General features: G+C 68.2%; 13 protein-coding genes. 8 read left to right on the top strand and 5 right to left on the bottom strand.

What is annotated here, in order from left to right; translation table 11 throughout:
- Positions 1-65: 65 nt before the first annotated feature.
- From OHA98_RS16515 to rfbB, 7 genes are all read left to right on the top strand, one after another.
- A complete protein-coding gene (locus OHA98_RS16515; RefSeq protein WP_266926509.1) occupies positions 66-950 on the top strand; it encodes an aminoglycoside phosphotransferase family protein in 885 nt (294 codons plus the stop codon).
- A 669-nt stretch (positions 951-1,619) separates the two neighbouring features.
- Complete coding sequence (locus OHA98_RS16510) at positions 1,620-2,771, top strand: hypothetical protein (protein ID WP_266926507.1); 1,152 nt, start codon at positions 1,620-1,622, stop codon at positions 2,769-2,771.
- Between the two features lie 102 nt (positions 2,772-2,873).
- Positions 2,874-3,992: a hypothetical protein gene (locus OHA98_RS16505; protein WP_266926505.1), complete on the top strand. Its 1,119-nt coding sequence runs from the start codon at positions 2,874-2,876 to the stop codon at positions 3,990-3,992.
- On the top strand, positions 3,989-4,936 hold the full coding sequence (locus OHA98_RS16500) for an NAD(P)-dependent oxidoreductase (RefSeq protein ID WP_266926503.1): 948 nt from the start codon (positions 3,989-3,991) through the stop codon (positions 4,934-4,936). Before OHA98_RS16505 ends, OHA98_RS16500 begins: the two co-directional genes overlap by 4 nt.
- Complete coding sequence (locus OHA98_RS16495; protein ID WP_266926501.1) at positions 4,933-6,321, top strand: NDP-hexose 2,3-dehydratase family protein; 1,389 nt, start codon at positions 4,933-4,935, stop codon at positions 6,319-6,321. The genes OHA98_RS16500 and OHA98_RS16495 overlap by 4 nt, the downstream gene beginning before the upstream one ends.
- Positions 6,322-6,405: 84 nt before the next feature.
- Positions 6,406-7,470: a Gfo/Idh/MocA family oxidoreductase gene (locus tag OHA98_RS16490; protein WP_323179565.1), complete on the top strand. Its 1,065-nt coding sequence runs from the start codon at positions 6,406-6,408 to the stop codon at positions 7,468-7,470.
- Positions 7,471-7,524: 54 nt separating this feature from the next.
- Positions 7,525-8,496, top strand: a complete 972-nt coding sequence (gene rfbB / locus OHA98_RS16485) for a dTDP-glucose 4,6-dehydratase (protein ID WP_266926498.1) — start codon at positions 7,525-7,527, stop codon at positions 8,494-8,496.
- 110 nt (positions 8,497-8,606) lie between these two features.
- Here rfbB and OHA98_RS16480 read toward each other — a convergent pair whose 3' ends face one another.
- The 3 genes from OHA98_RS16480 to OHA98_RS16470 all read right to left on the bottom strand — a co-directional run bounded on the left by OHA98_RS16480 (position 8,607) and on the right by OHA98_RS16470 (position 11,523).
- Positions 8,607-9,896 (bottom strand): hypothetical protein, encoded by a 1,290-nt coding sequence (locus OHA98_RS16480; RefSeq protein ID WP_266926496.1) that lies wholly within the window; start codon positions 9,894-9,896, stop codon positions 8,607-8,609.
- A gap of 47 nt (positions 9,897-9,943) precedes the next feature.
- Entirely contained in the window at positions 9,944-10,195 is a 252-nt protein-coding gene (locus OHA98_RS16475) for a phosphopantetheine-binding protein (RefSeq protein ID WP_266926494.1), read from the bottom strand.
- A gap of 1,052 nt (positions 10,196-11,247) precedes the next feature.
- Positions 11,248-11,523, bottom strand: coding sequence for a LuxR C-terminal-related transcriptional regulator (locus OHA98_RS16470; RefSeq protein ID WP_266926492.1), 276 nt, complete (start codon positions 11,521-11,523; stop codon positions 11,248-11,250).
- Between the two features lie 747 nt (positions 11,524-12,270).
- Between OHA98_RS16470 and OHA98_RS16465 the strand changes: the two genes are divergently transcribed.
- Positions 12,271-13,275, top strand: coding sequence for an ATP-binding cassette domain-containing protein (locus tag OHA98_RS16465; protein WP_266926490.1), 1,005 nt, complete (start codon positions 12,271-12,273; stop codon positions 13,273-13,275).
- Between the two features lie 252 nt (positions 13,276-13,527).
- On the opposite strand, the gene OHA98_RS16460 is transcribed toward OHA98_RS16465, so the two are convergent.
- The gene (locus tag OHA98_RS16460; RefSeq protein ID WP_266926489.1) at positions 13,528-14,955 is read right to left on the bottom strand and encodes an NADH-quinone oxidoreductase subunit N; all 1,428 of its coding nucleotides are present in this window, start codon (positions 14,953-14,955) and stop codon (positions 13,528-13,530) included.
- Positions 14,956-14,960: 5 nt separating this feature from the next.
- Entirely contained in the window at positions 14,961-16,466 is a 1,506-nt protein-coding gene (locus OHA98_RS16455; protein WP_266926488.1) for a NuoM family protein, read from the bottom strand.
- Between the last annotated feature and the right edge of the window lie 5 nt (positions 16,467-16,471).

Raw genomic sequence — 16,471 nt, 5'->3', positions numbered from 1 at the left:
ACTATCGCTCTCCGACCGCTGCTAGCTTTTCTATGCATGCCGATGAAATGATGGGAAGCTCCTCGATGGAAGAGTTGAAATTCGAGCAGGATCTGGTGCGCGCGCTGCTGCGGGATCAGCACCCGGATATCGCAGACCTCGAACTGCGTGACGTCAACGGAGGCTGGGATAATCAGCAGTTCCGTCTCGGGGAGGAACTGGCGGTGCGCATGCCGCGCACCGAGCGGGCACCGGCTCTGCTGCGCATGGAGCAGACGTGGCTTCCGGCGCTGGCCGAGCGCCTTCCGCTGCCGACGCCCGTCCCGGTGCGCATCGGCGAACCGTCTCCCCTCTTCGAGCACACCTGGACCGTCGCGCGCTGGGTCCACGGCGAGCCGGCCGACTACGCGCCGATCACCCGCGTCGAGGCCGCCGAGGTCCTCGCGGGTTTCCTGCGGACGCTGCATCAGCAGGCACCGGCCGACGCGCCGGCCAACCCGTCACGCGGCATCCCCCTGGCCGGACTGCCGCCCATCGACGACGTGTTCGAGGTCATCGCGGGCCACGAGGACGCCGACGCCGCGCGGGCGGTATGGGAGAAGGCCGTGGCGGCACCCGCCTGGCAGGGTGCGCCGCTCTGGCTGCACGGTGACCTGCATCCGGCAAACGTGGTCGTCCAGGACGGAACGCTCGCCGGAGTGATCGACTTCGGCGAACTGTGCGCAGGCGATCCGGCGACCGATCTGTCGGCCGCCTGGATCCTGTTGCCCGCCGGTGCGGCGCGCCGGTTCTTCGACGCCTACGAGCGCGCCGACGAAGCCACGGTCACCCGGGCCCGGGGCTGGGCCGTCCTGCGCGCCCTCAACCTGATCGCGATCGGACGCAATGGCAGGCTCGGTCTGCCCGGGGGCAAGCCGACCTGGGAACCGGCGGGCTACGCGACGCTCGAACGGGTCCTGGCGGCGGACTGACGGCGCGGCTTCACACCGGGAACGCTCCGGCGCCGCCCACGATCCCGGCGCACGCTGTGCACCGCACCGCCCGTGAGCGCCGCGACGTGGGGCACGACGAGAGGACGGCGGCCTCCGGCGTTCGCACGGAGGTGGCCGGCCGCACCCGCCTCCGCACACGACGGCCGGAAGCTCCCGCAACGTCGCACCCGCGCCGCCGACGCCGGGATGAGTCACCCCTCGCCGGGAATCGCGCCCGGGGCGCGAGGGCAGCGGAGTCCGTCCGCCTCCCGGAGGTGTACGGGCTCGGTCGGCGGAGAGCACGCGTGCGAATCCCCCGCCGCTGCGGGAGTCCCCCGTCGTCAGGGCTACGGGGCACTCCAACAGTACGGACCGGGCCCGTGCGCCCCACGGCCGAGGGCATCCGGCTGAACCTCCGGGCCCGGCCCGCCCGAGTGCCCCGGCCCATGCCGCGCTTGGCACGGAGCCGGGCCGGACCGGCCGACCGCGCTCACCGCGGCACGGGAGGAAGCCGGTTCGCTCGCACAGGAGTTCACCGGTGCGGCACCGAGGCTCGTCGGCGCCGAGGCCGACGGACCCGTCAGGGAGCCGGCCCGTCCACCCCTGTTTCACCGATGACCTGTCCTGCCATTCGGGTCGCCTGCGACCCCCGAGGAATCTGGAGGCCCAGTGCCCGAGCGAACGATCGTCGTGGACGCCGGTTCGTACTCCCTGTCGGACAGGTCCATCGCCGGCGCGGGACAGCGTCTGGCCGAGATCACCCAGGTCCTCAGCCGGCACTTCCGCGTGTTCGTGGTCGCTCCGCCCGCGGCGGATCCCGTCGATCTGGGTGAGGCCGAGCTCGTCGGGACCGGCCCGGACGCGGACCGGGCCATCGCGGCGGCGAAGGCCGTTCTGTTCTTCGACACCGCCGACCGGGACCGGCTCGAACTCGCCGTCGCCCGGCGCAAGCTGATCGTCGGTGAGTGCCGTGCGCCGATCGAGCAGATGGACTTCCCCTCACTCCTGGCGCACAGCGACCCGACCGGCGAGTACCAGCGCTATCTGGCCACGTATCAGCGGCAGATACAGGTCAGCCACCACTTCCTCTGCAGATCTCCGTCCGAGCGCACCGCGCTGCTCACGGTGCTCTGCGCCTTCGGAAGGCTCAGGCCGGCCGACATCATCCGCTCGCGGACGCTGGACCATCTGGTCAGCACCGTGCCGGTCGGGTTCAGCAGCGGCAGCATGCGGCTGGCCGACACGGCCGGTGCGCGCCCCATGGCGGACTTCCTCTGGACGGGCGGGATGTGGGCGTTCTACGATCCGCTGATGCTTGTGCAGGCCATGCGTCTGCTGCGCGAGCGAGGCGTGGACGCGACCGCGGCGTTCCTGTACGCAAAGCCGATCGAGGACACCCGAGCCACCATCGGGCGCGTACGACAGGCCATCGACGAACTGGGGCTCAGCAGCAGTGTGCTGTTGAACGTGGACCCGCCGGCCCTCTCCGAGCGGGACCAGTACGTCAAGGCGGCGAAGGCATACGTCTGCATCACCAAGCCCGGTGCGGAGAACGAGACCGCCACGCGCCTTCGCCTGCGTGACACCTGGCTGCACGGCATTCCGAGCATCGTGGACGCCTTCGGCACGTCGGGCGAGGTGGTCGCCCGCGAAGGGCTGGGCATCGCGCTGCATCGGCCGGACGCCGCGACCCTGGCCGACGCGCTGCAACAGGTGGCCGGCGGCGAAGTCCCCGCTCCGGGCCGACGGCTGGAGCGTCTGTACGACACCACACTGGGCGGCTTCGTGTCCTGGCTCGACGCCGAACTGGCCTCGGGATGACGGACGGCGGATCCGCGCCGCGGCGGCACGCGGCGCGGGCGCCGGATCCCGGGGCACCTCGCCCACCCGACCTGATGAATCACTGCGACAAGGAGCCAGAGCATGGAGTACGGGGATCTCGGCGTCTCTCCCATAGTGAGCGCCCAGGCGAACTCGACACCGCTGGGCGGATGCACCCTCAGCCCCGGTGTGATCGCGGCGATGAGCGACGCGGCCAAGTATCACGTCGACATGGACAGGCTGGCGCGGGCCGCCGGTGCGTACCTGGCGGAGGCCACCGGCAGCGAGGACGCCTGGCCGGTTCTCGGCGCCGCCGCCGGTATGGCGGTGTGCGTGGCAGCCTGCGTCGCCGGCACCGACCTGCCACGCATCCAGCGGCTGCCGGACGCCGGCGGGCAGCCGGCCGACGTCGTGCTGCAGAAGGGCCATTCCATCAGCTATGGCGGGGCTCCGATCAGCCAGATGATCGCGCTCGGCGGCGGCCGGACGGTCGAGGTGGGGTCCGTCAACGAGACGCTTCCCGCCCACGTCGCCGGAGCCGTGGGCCCGCGGACCGCGGCTCTGGTGTACGTGACTTCACACACGCACGCCGTCCATCGCAGGCAGGTACCGCTCGCCGACCTGGTCGCGATCGGCCGGGAGCACGGCGTGCCGGTGATCGTCGACGCCGCGGGTGAGGAGGACATCAGCCGCTGGCCGGCCAGCGGCGCCGACCTGGTGATCTACAGCGGTCCCAAGGCGCTGGGCGCTCCGACCTCCGGATTCGTGTGCGGGCGGGCCGATCTGATCGAGGCCTGCCGGGCGCAGTACGCGGGCATCGCCCGGCCGATGAAGGTGGGCAAGGAGAACCTGATGGGGTTGCTCCAGGCGGTGAAGGAGTTCACGGCGACGACGCCGCAGGAGCGGGCCGCGGCGCAGTTCGCCAGGATGAGCAAGGTCGCCGCCCGGCTGGACGGGCTGCCGGGCCTCTCCGCGACGGTCATCGCGGACGAATCGGGGCGGGCCATCCACCGGGTGCTGCTGACCGTCGACCCGGCCGGGGCCGGACGGGATGCCCGGACCCTCGCCAGGGAAGCGGCGCAGGGCACCCCCGCCGTCCATCTCCGCGACTTCAAGATGCACCAGGGCCGGCTCGAAGTGGATCCGCGCGCACTCGACGAGGACGGCGAGGAGACGGTGGTGGCCCGCCTGACCGGCCTGCTGACGGGCGACGCCGGATGAACGGGGGTGCGGCGGCGCCGCGTATCGCGGTCATCGGCGCCGGCTTCCTGGGCAACGCCCTGGCGCGTGGGGCATCCCGTCGTGACCTCGCGGTCACGGTGATCGGCCGGTCCGATCCCTATGGGCTCGGTGACAGCGCCTCCCCCTCCGGTGTCGTGTTCGTGCCCGGCGACGGGGCGGAGCGACTCGCGGAGGTGCTCCGCTCCGGCGTGGACGTGGTCGTCATCGCCGCCGGCGGTCACTTCCCGGTGCCCTCCGGCAGCGAGCCGGCCGCAGATGTGATCGGAACCCTGTCGCTCGTCATCCCCGTCTGCGAGCTGGTCCGCGCCGAGAGCCCCGGGACGGCGGTGGTGCTCCTCTCGTCCGCCGGCGCCGTCTACGCCATGGGGACGGAACGCAAACGGGAGTCGGAGACCGCCGAGCCCACGTCGCCGTACGGGATGTCACGGATGATCGCCGAGCAGTACCTGGCGTACTACGGCAGAGTGCACGGGCTGCGGACGTGCGCGCTCCGGTGCAGCAACATCTACGGACGCCTCCTGCCGCGGACGCGGGGGCAGAACGTCGTCTCGGCGGCGTTCTGGAGCGCCCTCACCTCGACACCGTTCCCGCTGCACGGTGGTGGACGGCAGATCAGGGATTTCCTCCATGTGGACGACTTCGTGCGGGCGACCCTGGATCTGCTCACCGGACATCAGCAGCTGCCGCGCGTCGTCAACGTGGGCACCGGCGTCGGGCACTCGGTGGCCGACGTGGTCAGCGCGGTCGAGACGGCGACGGACTCCGTCGTGCCGATCGTCCCCGGTGCCGCCGCCATCACGGACCGGGGCCGGCTCGTGGTGGACACGGCGCTGCTGCGGTCACTGATCGGCTTCGAGCCGCTCGGCCTGGCCGCCGGGGTGGCGCTCATGGCCCGTGAAGCGGAAGAGGAGGCAGCGGCGTGACACCCGAGGCATGCGGGGCCGAGGACTTCCTCGCGTCGGCGATGGTGCCGGGTTCCCCCCTCACCCCTGATGCGAGTGCCTTCCTCGAAGAAAGGCACCGGTCCGCTACGTACGAGGTGGAGCGGGTGCCGCTGGCCGCCCTCCCGCAATGGCGGCTGGGCGAGCGGCTCGGGCATGTGTCGGGCCGGTTCTTCGGGGTCGAGGGACTGTCCGTACGTACGGACTTCGGGCCTGTTCCGCAGTGGTGCCAGCCGATCATCGTCCAGCCCGAGATCGGCATCCTGGGAATCCTCGCCAAGCGTTTCGACGGTGTGCTGCATTTCCTCATGCAGGCGAAGATGGAGCCCGGCAACAGCGCGTTCGTCCAGTACGCGGCGACGGTCCAGGCGACACCGAGCAACTACCAGCGTGTGCACGGCGGCAGGTCCACCCCGTACTTGGACTACTTCATGGAGGGCACGCGACGCCGTGTGCTCTTCGACCAGCTGCTGTCCGAGCATGCCTCCTGGTACCTGTTCAAGAGGAACCGGAACATGATCGTCGAAGTGCGTGAGGACGAGGAGGTGCCGGTCGAGGAGGATTTCGCCTGGCTCACCCTGGGGCAGCTGCGCGATCAGCTCGGACTCGGCAATCGCGTCAACATGAACGCCCGTACGGTACTTTCCGGAATCTCCTACGGAGTTCCCGGGAGCGGCCGGCCTTCTCCGGAGTCGCTGTCCGGCGGGTTCCGCTCCGCCGTGCTGGAGTCGCACCGGACGCCGGGCCCGGCCGCCGACCTCTCCGGTGTCTCGACCTGGCTCATCGACCAGAAGGCGAGGTTCAGCCTCGACGCCAGACGGATCGGTCTGCGGGAGATGGACGGGTGGATCTGCGACGACGACAGCATCCGCCATCGCGACGGCCGCCATTTCGAGATCATCGGCGTGTCGGTCAGGGCGACCAGCCGTGAGGTCGGCGCGTGGTGGCAGCCGATGCTCGAACCGTGCGCCGGCAATGTCGTGGCCCTGATCTGCCAGCGGCGTGCCGGGGTGCTGCGGTTCCTCGCCCAGGCCATGGTGCAGCCGGGTCTGACGGACCGGCTCGAACTCGGACCGTCGATACAGTTCGTCCCCGGCGCGTACCGCGGGCCGCAGGACCACCCGCTGCTGACCGAGTATCTCGAAGCACCTGAGTCCTGGATCCGGCTGCGGACCGTCCAGTCGGAGGACGGCGGCCGCTTCTCCCGGGCGGACACCCTGCACGTCGTGATCCAGCTTCCCGAGGATCACGAGATCGAGGTCCCGGGCAACTACCGGTGGATGACCCTCGGTCTGCTCAACCGCATGAACCGGCTCGGGTACCACCTCAACGTCGAGGTGCGAAGCCTGGCCGCATGTCTTCTGTGACGGCCGGCGCACCCGGAGCGGGCGGACCGGTGCCCGGACGGCGTCGCGCCCAGGAATTCCCGCCTGCCGGGCCCCGGCGGCCGTATGTCCCGCAACCGCGGGAGACCCGCGTCGGATGCCCGTCCGGAGGCGGCATCCGACTCCCCGACCGAGAGCCGTGAGAGTGAGATGGACTTCCTCCTGATAGGCATGTCTAGGTTCGCGCGGCGCCGCGTTCTGCCGGCCGCGGCGGCCACGAGCGGAATCGATTCCATCGGCATCGCCAGCGCGCACGCCGACGCCGAATCGGTCGGACAGCTCGCGAAGCCGGGACGCTTCCACCGCGACTGGCGGGCGGCGTTGGACACCGCCCGCCCCGGCCTGGTCTACGTGTCGCTGGTGAACAGCGAGCACGCGGCAGCGGTGCGTCACGCCCTGAAGGCCGGTCACCACGTCATCGTCGACAAACCCGGCCTGCTGGACGCGGACACGGCCCACGAGATGGTGTCGCTGGCCCGGTCCTCGTCCCTGGTTCTCGCGGAGGCGGTGTGTTACAGCTTCCATCCCGTGTACGCGGAGGTCAGGTCGATCGCCGAGCGTCTCGGCGGAACCACCCAAGCGGTCGCGGTCTTCACGCCGCCGGTTCCGCGGGACGACTTCCGCTACGACCGCTCCCGGGGAGGCGGTGCCTTCCTCGATACCGGCCCCTATATGGCGTCCCTGGGCAGGGTGCTCTGGCAGGCCGAACCCGAGCAGGTGAACGTGCTGGTGAGCCGGCGCACCGAGGACGGCCTGGAGACCGCGTACAGCGTGCTGGCGGGCTATCCGGGCGGCAGGACGGCCATCGGGCACTTCGGATTCACGACCGTCTACCAGAACACGCTGCGGCTGCTGGGCGGTGGCTGCGCCATCGACTTCGAGCGCCCGTTCTCGCTGCCCCCGGAGATGCGGGGAAGTGTTCAAGTCAGCACCGGGGAGCGGCAATACGTCCATCGGGTGGCCCGTGCCGACAGCATGCGGCTCTTCCTGACCCGGGTTCTGGAGGCCGTGCGGACGGGATCGCGGGAGTTCGACGCCCCGCTGCTGAGCGACGCCCGGACACTCGGCAGCATCATCGCAGCCGGGTCGTCCGCCGAACCCGCCCCCCGACCGTTCAGCGTCGGCCCGTGACCAGCCAGGGAGCAGCAACATGAGAGCGCTCGAAACGCGGATGGCGGTCGGCATATGAGAATCCTGGTCACCGGCGCCGCCGGGTTCATCGGATCGAACTACGTGCGGGAACTGCTGGGCGGCAGTTACGCGGGATACGAAACCGCCCGCGTCACAGCACTGGACTGCCTCACCTACGCCGGCAACCTGGCCAACCTGCCCACCGGCCACCCGCGTCTGGAGGTCGTACGAGCTGACGTCCGCTCCAGGGACGCACTGCTCGATGTGCTCCCGGGGCACGACGCGGTCGTGCACTTCGCCGCCGAATCGCATGTGGACCGGTCCGTGGCCGATGCCGCGCCCTTCTTCAGCACCAACGTGCTGGGGACGCAGAATCTGCTGGACTGCTGCCTGGCCACAGGGGTTTCGCGAGTGGTGCACATCTCGACGGACGAGGTCTACGGCTCCATCGCCGAGGGTTCCTGGGACGAGGCACAGCCGCTGCTGCCCAACTCGCCCTACGCCGCCTCGAAGGCCGCCTCGGACCTGGTGGCCAGGAGCTACTGGCGGACCCACGGGATGGACATCAGCATCACCCGCTGCGCGAACAACTACGGCCCCTACCAGAACGCGGAGAAGGCCATCCCGCGCTTCGTCACCAGTCTGCTGGACGGGGGCACCGTTCCGCTCTACGGCGACGGGAGGAACGTACGGGAGTGGCTGCATGTGGCGGATCACTGCCGGGCTGTGCAACTGGTCCTGGAGAAGGGGCGCGCCGGCGGAATCTACAACGTCAGCGGCGAAACGGAGTTGACGAACCTTCAGCTCGTCGGCCATCTCCTGGAGCTGTTCGATGTCGGCCCGGAGCGGATCCGGTGGGTCACGGACCGCAAGGGGCACGACCTGCGCTACTCACTGGACGACGGCCTGATCCGCAGGGAACTGGGTTACCGGCCGCAGGTGGACTTCCGTCAGGGACTCGCAGAGGTCGTGGAGTGGTACCGGGGCCACCGGGACTGGTGGGAGCCGGGGAAGCACTCCGAATAGAGGGCCACGCGCGGTACGGGCCACTACCGAGGATTCTCCCGTGCATGCGTGGTGGTCGGGCAGCCGGAGACCGTTTCCGGTCTCCGGCTGCCCGACCACCACGCGAGGCCTCAGAGGCCGAGAGCTCTCCGAACAGATCCGGGCCAGTTGCCCAGCTCGGGCCCGTACTGGCAGAAGAAGGAATAAGCAAACCGTTCCAGACCGAAACCCACACACGCGGAACTCGCGGTAGTGCCATCAGCCAACGTGATCTTGAACGCCTCTCCGAAGAGCGTGCCATGCGCATTGAATGACGCCACGGAAACAGTGCGCCCCTCTTCAACAGGAAGCCGCAATTCGTACTTGAGTCCGCTCAGCCGCTGTGCGAGCATCCGCCGGGGGTTCCGTCCGTCCCCGAAGAACGGGTCGTTGGCTCCTTCGACATGGCCGGGAAGACCCAATTCGTCGATGAGCTCGCACGACGCTTCGAGGAAGGACTGCCGAAGGTCGGTGACCTCTTTGCCCTCACCGAAGAAGACCATCTCCCGAATGGTGAAGTCCCACAGCCGCTCCACGGAGCGACTGTACCGCGACTCGTGACGGAACGACTTTCCGCGCGAAGTCACCGCGGTTCCGCCGGAATCCAGTCTTTCCCCATGGAATTGCTGATAGGTGTGGAAGCACATGGTCGGCGGCAGGCAGTACCCGGAATGCTCGCCATGTCTGGCCAGGAGGGCGCCGACGTCTTCCGCACCTTCATCCCCGACCACAAACTCACTGTACGTATCCACATCGGCATGGAGACGATGCGCAGACATGAGGAACTGGGGAAACGATTCGAGATAGCCGCCACGCTGAAGAGTCTCTGTGGAAATGAGCGTGGGGTACAGGTGCTCCCTTGCGCCGAATCTTCCGACGGCAAGGCTGCGGATCCGTTCGTCAAGAGCATGGAGCGTGGCGGTGAAGAGCCCACTGGAGGCAATCAGCCCCTGCCCCATCTCCTGGACCAGGCCGAGCGCAAGGAGCTGATCATAGACATCACCATCAGCGACCCTCTCGGAATGGGGCGAGCTCCAGACACGCTCCGCGTGGGTGATCCGCTGGGGAAGAACATCTCGATCATTGATGAGGTTCACCTTGCGTGCGAGATCTGCCGTTTCGACCTCGCCGGCAGTGGTCACCTCCACGGCAACCACTCGCTGTTCCTTCTCGATGAGCCGGAATGATTCGATGTCCGACGACGCATAATAGATGCGCTTCGCAAGTTCGTCGCCGTGCGAGAGCGGCAGCGGAGAATCGAGCCGCAATTGGTGTGTACGCATAACCTCTGCCTTCACTGGATCAAGCCCACGCCGTGATCCATCATCGACGAGAGCGCCGGAACCCATGCACAGACCGTCGATCGTGTGATGGCGGATCACGGATCCGGAGATCGACGGACCGACATTCTCGTGGATCGATCCTTCCCCTAGGCCTTACGCAGCTGTTCGATCGTCGACCACAGAGAATGAGGTGATTCGACGGTCTTGATCGTGAGCCCCTCGGCGGGGACTGTCACATCGAATGCTCCCTCAAGATCCAGCAGCAATCCGACGGCATTGAGAGAATCAAGGCCCAGACTGATCAGATCGGCATCGGGAAGGAGTCTGTCGCCATCGCCGAGGTGCGGCAGATATGAGCGAACGAGATTTTCGAACTCTTCGGGCCAATCAGCGTCCATGATCTTCCTCATTTTTGGGTATGCCGCGACACGGAGAGCTCCACCGTCCGGACCTCTTCAGCGTCGTCGCGTCGTCGAGAAAAGCTCAAAGCCGTACAGGCACTTCATCCGAGCGCCGCTCTTCCGGTGGCCTGATTCAGGCCACCTCTCCAGGGGGCCCGACTCAGGGGCGACGCAGCGGTGCCGGGGCCATCCAGCCCCCTGTGCGAGTCGGCAGGGGCGCGTGCGCCGGATCAAACGGAGCCCACAAGCCTTCGCGATCACGGCTGCTCCCGACGCGACCGATCACGGAAACCATGGGCGCGGCCATCGCTGACGACGGCATCCACGAGGCCGCGGCACGGCTGCGGGGAACAGCGGGGACCGCCTGGACTTTCGGCGGTCCCCGACGGTCACGCTGCGGTGCGCACCAGCAGGAATCCCCGCCGCTACCCGGCCGCGCGCGGTACCGCGTCACGGACTGCGCCGCTCGTACGCCGCCCGGGAATCCACCGGTCACCGAGACAGGCCGAGGAGACCATGCGCGTCAGGCCTCCGCAGGAACGGACAGACCCGTCCGACGCTCGAACAGCACGGCCGACAAGCTCCCGAGGACAAGGCAGAGAGACGCAGAGGGACGGGGCATTCGAGCCAACGTCAAAGTCCCGCGCCGAAGGGCGAATCTCCCCGCGGCGCCATGTGAGCTCCTCCGAATCGAGTGGGAGCACCGGTACACCTGTGGCCGGCGGAACCATGCGGCCCGGCAGGGCAGGGAACTCCCGTACCGGCATTCGTCACGACGAATCCTTCGCTCCACACCGACGAGGCAAGCGCCCTGCTCACAGCAGCCCTCGCCCCGATACGAGGTGGCCCCGGCCAACGCTGCGAACCTTCACGCCTTCACGCCGAACGGCTTTACCTGGCAGGAACCCGCGGAAAGACGCTCCGAATCCGCCCGCACTCGATCCGTTCCTGCCGGATTCCAGCCACTACCCGCACCCGATTCGCCGTACGACTTCCTACGGTGAACCCTGGGCTCCCACGAGCGCCCCGAGAAAACCACTCGGACCACTTCACGAGCGCTCCTGAGCAGTCGCCTCAAATCTTGCCTCTGCGGCAATCACAGCGGCTTCGACCCGCGAACCCACCCTGAGTTTCAGGAGAATGCGAGCAACATGCTCCCTGGAAGTTCTTTCCGATATTCCCAGTACGGTACCAATTTTTCGATTCGTCATGCCCTTGGTCACGAGATGCAACACCTCGAGCTCACGCTTGCTCAGAGGATCCAAAGCCGCCGAGGGCTTAATCGACTGTTCGCTCGTGCTCCCTGGTTCATCCCGGAAAGCCATGACACTCCTCAACTAACACACCTCGACAGCATCAAACATCCGCATTAGGACACAAGGGGCAAGTTTCGCTCGCCGCTGCCGCGTAAGCGCTTACAAAGCTAATAGATCACGGAACGGCTGTCTACGTCATCCACCTGCGGCCCGGAGAATCGGACCCGTCGACGAGTCCGATTTGCTGCGCTATAGCAGGCAATTGGTTCGGGGGTTCCCGGGCGACCCCGCCCGCACATCGTGTGTGTCCGCCCATGACCCGCCGGAGAGTCTCGGCGCGGTTCCACAGCTCGTCCGCCGGTCAGACGCACGCGAAAGGGCCACGGCCACCTTGTGCCCGTCCCGCGCGGACAACGCATCGTGGTGCAGGCGCGGACGCCTTCCGCCGGGAATCCAAGCCCACGGCTGCCCTGGCCGGGTATCGTGCCCGCGGAGACGCACCGGGACGATCGGCGCTCCCGGTACGGGATCAGTTCACGGCGACCGATACCTTCACGGGTGACGACGGACGCGGTGATCTGTTCGTTCACAGTGCGATCCGGGACCGAGCGGACCGGAATGTCACCGCGCATCAGTTCCCGGGCCGACGCCGGCCGAGTCGTACCCGTCGCATACGAGGCGGCGGTTCACCTCGCCCTCCCGTTGGACCGCCTCACCAAACCGACAGCGCCGATCACTTCTCTCACCAGGCGTTACTTCCATAACCGGGAGTCGCACCGTTGACCGTCGCCATCCTGGTCGCCCAGACTATTGATCATGTCGATCATTCGGGTAGCCGGGCTGGTGAAGGAGTTTCGCGGGCCCAAACGGTTCACTGGAGCATTTGGCGGAATACGGACCCTGTTGACGCGGGAGTACGTGAGTAAACTCGCCGTCGACGGCGTCGGGTTCACCATCGATGAGGGCGAGGTGGTCGGCTACCTCGGACCGAATGGCGCCGGGAAGTCCACAACCATCAAGATTCTCACGGGAGTTCTGCATCCCACGGCCGGCCACGTCGAGGTCGCCGGTGTCGTGCCGTGGCGCGACCGGGAGCGCAACGCTCGCAATATCGGCGTCGTCTTCGGCCAGCGCAGTCAGTTGTGGTGGGACCTGCCGTTGCGGGACTCGCTCGATCTGATCGGCAAGTTGTACGGGGTCGAACGTTCCCGTCATCGTGCCAACACCGCACGCTTCACCGAACTGCTCGACCTCGGCCCCTTCCTCGACACCCCCGTGCGCCAGCTGTCCCTGGGACAGCGGATGCTCGGCGATCTCGCCGCCGCCATGCTGCCGGAACCTCGCATCCTCTACCTGGACGAGCCGACCATCGGTCTGGATGTCGTCGCCAAGGAACGCATTCGCGAGTTCATCAGCGTCCTCAATCACGACGAGGGTGTCACGGCGATCCTGACCACGCACGACCTGGACGATGTCGAGCAGTTGTGCCGTCGCATTGTGCTCATCGATGACGGAAAGGTCCTCTACGACGGCGATGTGAACACGCTCAAGACCCGCTACGCCCCACACCGGCAGCTGGTGGTGCAACTGGCCGAAAACCATCAGTGGCAAGGGATCGCATTGGACGGCGTGCTTCAGGACCCGCCCGACGCCAGGACCGACTCGGTCACCCTGCGCTTCGACCCGGAGCAGAACCAGGTCTCCGACCTGATCAGCGCGGTCCTGGCCAGGCACACGGTCACCGACCTGTCCATCATCGAACCCGAGCTGGAAGGCGTGGTCCGCACGATCTATTCAGCCCGCGAGGCTCATGCGGGCTGAGCAGGGTCGGGGACCGGCGCGGGGGCTTGACCCTCCGTTTCCGGCCCCCGTCGGTTCACACCGTGCGTGCGGTTCTCCCGCACACGGCTTTCCGGCATCGTTCACCGACCGGCATGCACCGTCGCCCTGTGCTCGTTCCCGGTAAGGCGGTGGACCCCGAGCCGGACGATCCATCCGACGTCGCGCTGCGCCTGGGTGAGCTCGTGGCGGCGGCTTCTGATGTTGCTGATGAACACCCCGGCCCGCCGGCCGTCACCGGGCCGGGGCACCTTCCAGGATCGTGAGTACGGGACCGCCCGCGATACCGAGGGCGACCGAGGCCGCTGCCGCTGTGCAGGCCAGAAGCGCCGCAGGCCGCACCGGCGTGCGGGTCTTGGCCGGTGCGCCGTAGGACACGGCGGGGCGAATCCACCGCAGGTAGTAGAAGAGGGAGGCCACCGTGTTCACTGCGGCGACGACCGCGAGCCACGCGAATCCGCCGTCGACGGCCGCGGTGAAGACCTCGAGCTTGCCCAGGAAGACCGCGGTGGGTGGGGTGCCGACGAGGCCCAGGAGGCAGACGATCAGGCTGAGCACCAGTGCTGGGTGTCGGCGAAGCAGACCGCGGTAGTCATCCAGGGTGTGGGCGTGCGGGAGTGCGCATACGACGGCGAAGGCTCCGAGGTTGGTCACGGCGTAGGCGGCCAGGTAATAGAGGAGAGCGGGCTGCGCCTGCTCGCTGCCGCCGGTCGCGGCGATCGGCATCAGCAGGTACCCCACCTGGCTGATCGTCGAGTACGCGAGCAGTCGCTTGACGTCGGTCTGGAAGAAGGCGCCGAAGTTCCCGAGGGTCATGGACAGGGCGGCGAGCACGGCGATCAGCTCGGGCCAGGGCACGTCCGTGCCTGCGAGCGGTACGGCGACCAGGCGGTAGAGCGCGGCGAGCGCGCCGGCTTTGGGGAGCGTGGCGAGGAAGGCCGCGACAGGTGGTGCGCTTCCCTGGACGGCATCGGGCACCCAGAAGTGTCCTGGCACTCCCCCGGCCTTGAACAGAAGGCCCCCGAGCAGACCCACCAGACCGACTGCCACCAGCGCTTCCGGCGCGGCCGGAAGCGCCTCCGCGAGAGCCGGATACGCGGTGGCCCGCCCGGCCGCGTACATGAGGGTGATCCCGGCGAGAAGCACGACGCCGAGCAGCGCTCCGACCACGTAGTACTTCAGAGCCGCCTCGGTGCCGGGTCCGTCCTTGCGGAAGCCGGCCAGGGTGTAGGCGGGAATGCTCGCGAGGAGGTAGGCGGCGGCGAGCAACAGCAGGTCCTGGGCTCCCGCGAGCATCAGCGTTCCGAGCGCGGCGAGCTGGACGAGGACGTAGAACTCGCTCTCCCGAGCGTCCCCGCGAAATGGGGCGAAGCCCAGGGCCAGGACGACGAGCGTTCCGGCGAGGACGACGATACGAACCGTCGAGGTCACCGGGTCGACCGCGAACGCCCCGTCGAACGCCGTCATGGACTCGCCCGTGGCGGCGACCGCCGCCGCGACGATGCCCGTCGCACACGCGGCTGCCGCCACGACGGCGACGATCCATTGACGGTGCCGGGGCAGCCATCCTCCGAGGAGCAGTCCGAACACCGCCGAGGCACCGAGAAGGACTTCGGGCAGCAGATCCAGTGGGTTCTCGTTCATCACGGTCGTCCCCGTCATCCCGTTCATCGGGCGAGCAGCTCCAGCACACCGCGGGAGGCGGGTTCGATGATGTCGAGCAGGAAACGGGGGGTGAGGCCAAGGACGACGGCGAGGACGAGCAACGGCACGATGGCGACGCCTTCGTGGGCTCGGAGGTCGGGGAAGGGCCGGGCGGCACCGGGAGCCTCCGGTAGTCGCAGCGGCCCCATGAACATGCGTTGCAGGGCTCGTAGCAGCAGCGCGGCGGTGAGCAGGATGCCAAGGACCGCGAGGCCGGTCGCCACCGGACGGGGGCCGAGGCTGCCTGCGAGGATCTGGAACTCGGCGATGAAGCCGGAGAAGCCGGGCAGGCCGAGCGAGGCGAAGACCGCCACGCCCATGAGGGCCGCGAACAGAGGGGCCCGGACGGCGACACCGGAGTACGCGTCCATGTCGTACGTACGGCCGCGCTCGTAGAGCACACCGGCGAGGAGGAACAGTGCTCCGGTCAGCAGTCCGTGGCTCACCATCTGGTACGTCGCGCCGGTGACGGCGAGTCGGCGCGCGTCGGCGGTATCCGTTCCGGCGGTGGCGGCGGCGCCGATGGCGAGGATGATGTAGCCCATGTGGTTGACGGACGTGTAGGCGATCATGCGCTTGAACTGGGTTTGGGCGAGCGCCACCAGCGCACCGTAGAGCACGGAGATCAGGCCGACGACGACGAAGACCGGTGCGTACGAACGCCACGCCTCGGGCAGCAGGGGCATCGCGATGCGCAGGAACCCGTAGGTGCCCATCTTGAGCAGGACACCGGCGAGGATGGCCGAGCCTTCGGCGGGGGCCTCGGTGTGGGCGGGGGGCAGCCAGGTGTGAAAGGGCACGGTGGGTGTTTTGACAGCCAGTCCGACGCCGACGGCGAGCAGGACCAGACCGCCGTACAGCGAGCGTCCGGCGAGGGGGTTCTGCCGGGCCAGCTCCACCATGTCGAAGGTGTGCGGTGCGGCGGCGAGGTAGAGCCCGATGAACCCGAGAAGGAGGGCGAGCGAGCCGGTGAAGGTGTAGAGGAAGAACTTCATGGCCGCGCGCGGGGCGCCCGCGTGGCCCCACCCGGCGATGATGAAGTACATCGCCACGATCGACAGGTCGAAGAAGACGAAGAACAGGATCAGGTCGAGCGCCACGAAGAGGCCGAGGCACGTGCTTTCCAGGAAGAGGAAGAGCACGACGAACTCCCGTACGCGATGGGTCTGCCGCAGGGCGTGGACGGCGCAGGCGAGGAACAGGACGCCGGTCAGCGCGAGCAGCGGCAGCGACAGTCCGTCCACACCGATGTGGTAGCCGATTCCGGCACTGGGGATCCAGCGGACGTTCGCCTCGTACTGGATTCCCTCCCCGGTGCGGTAGCCCGCCCATACAGCCAGGGCGAGGGCGAGCACGGTCGCGGAAGCACCCGCCCATGTGCCGAGGAGGACGAGGCGGGGCGTGCTGCGCGGGAGGCACAGCAGCAGGGCGGCTACCGCGGTGGGAAGCAGGACGATGGCCGTGAGCACGGCGG

The organism is Streptomyces sp. NBC_00654 (genome assembly GCF_026341775.1).
In the GTDB taxonomy this organism is placed as follows: domain Bacteria; phylum Actinomycetota; class Actinomycetes; order Streptomycetales; family Streptomycetaceae; genus Streptomyces.
The sequence above is the reverse complement of the archived record's forward strand: the minus strand, read 5'-3'. Positions and strand labels throughout refer to the sequence as shown.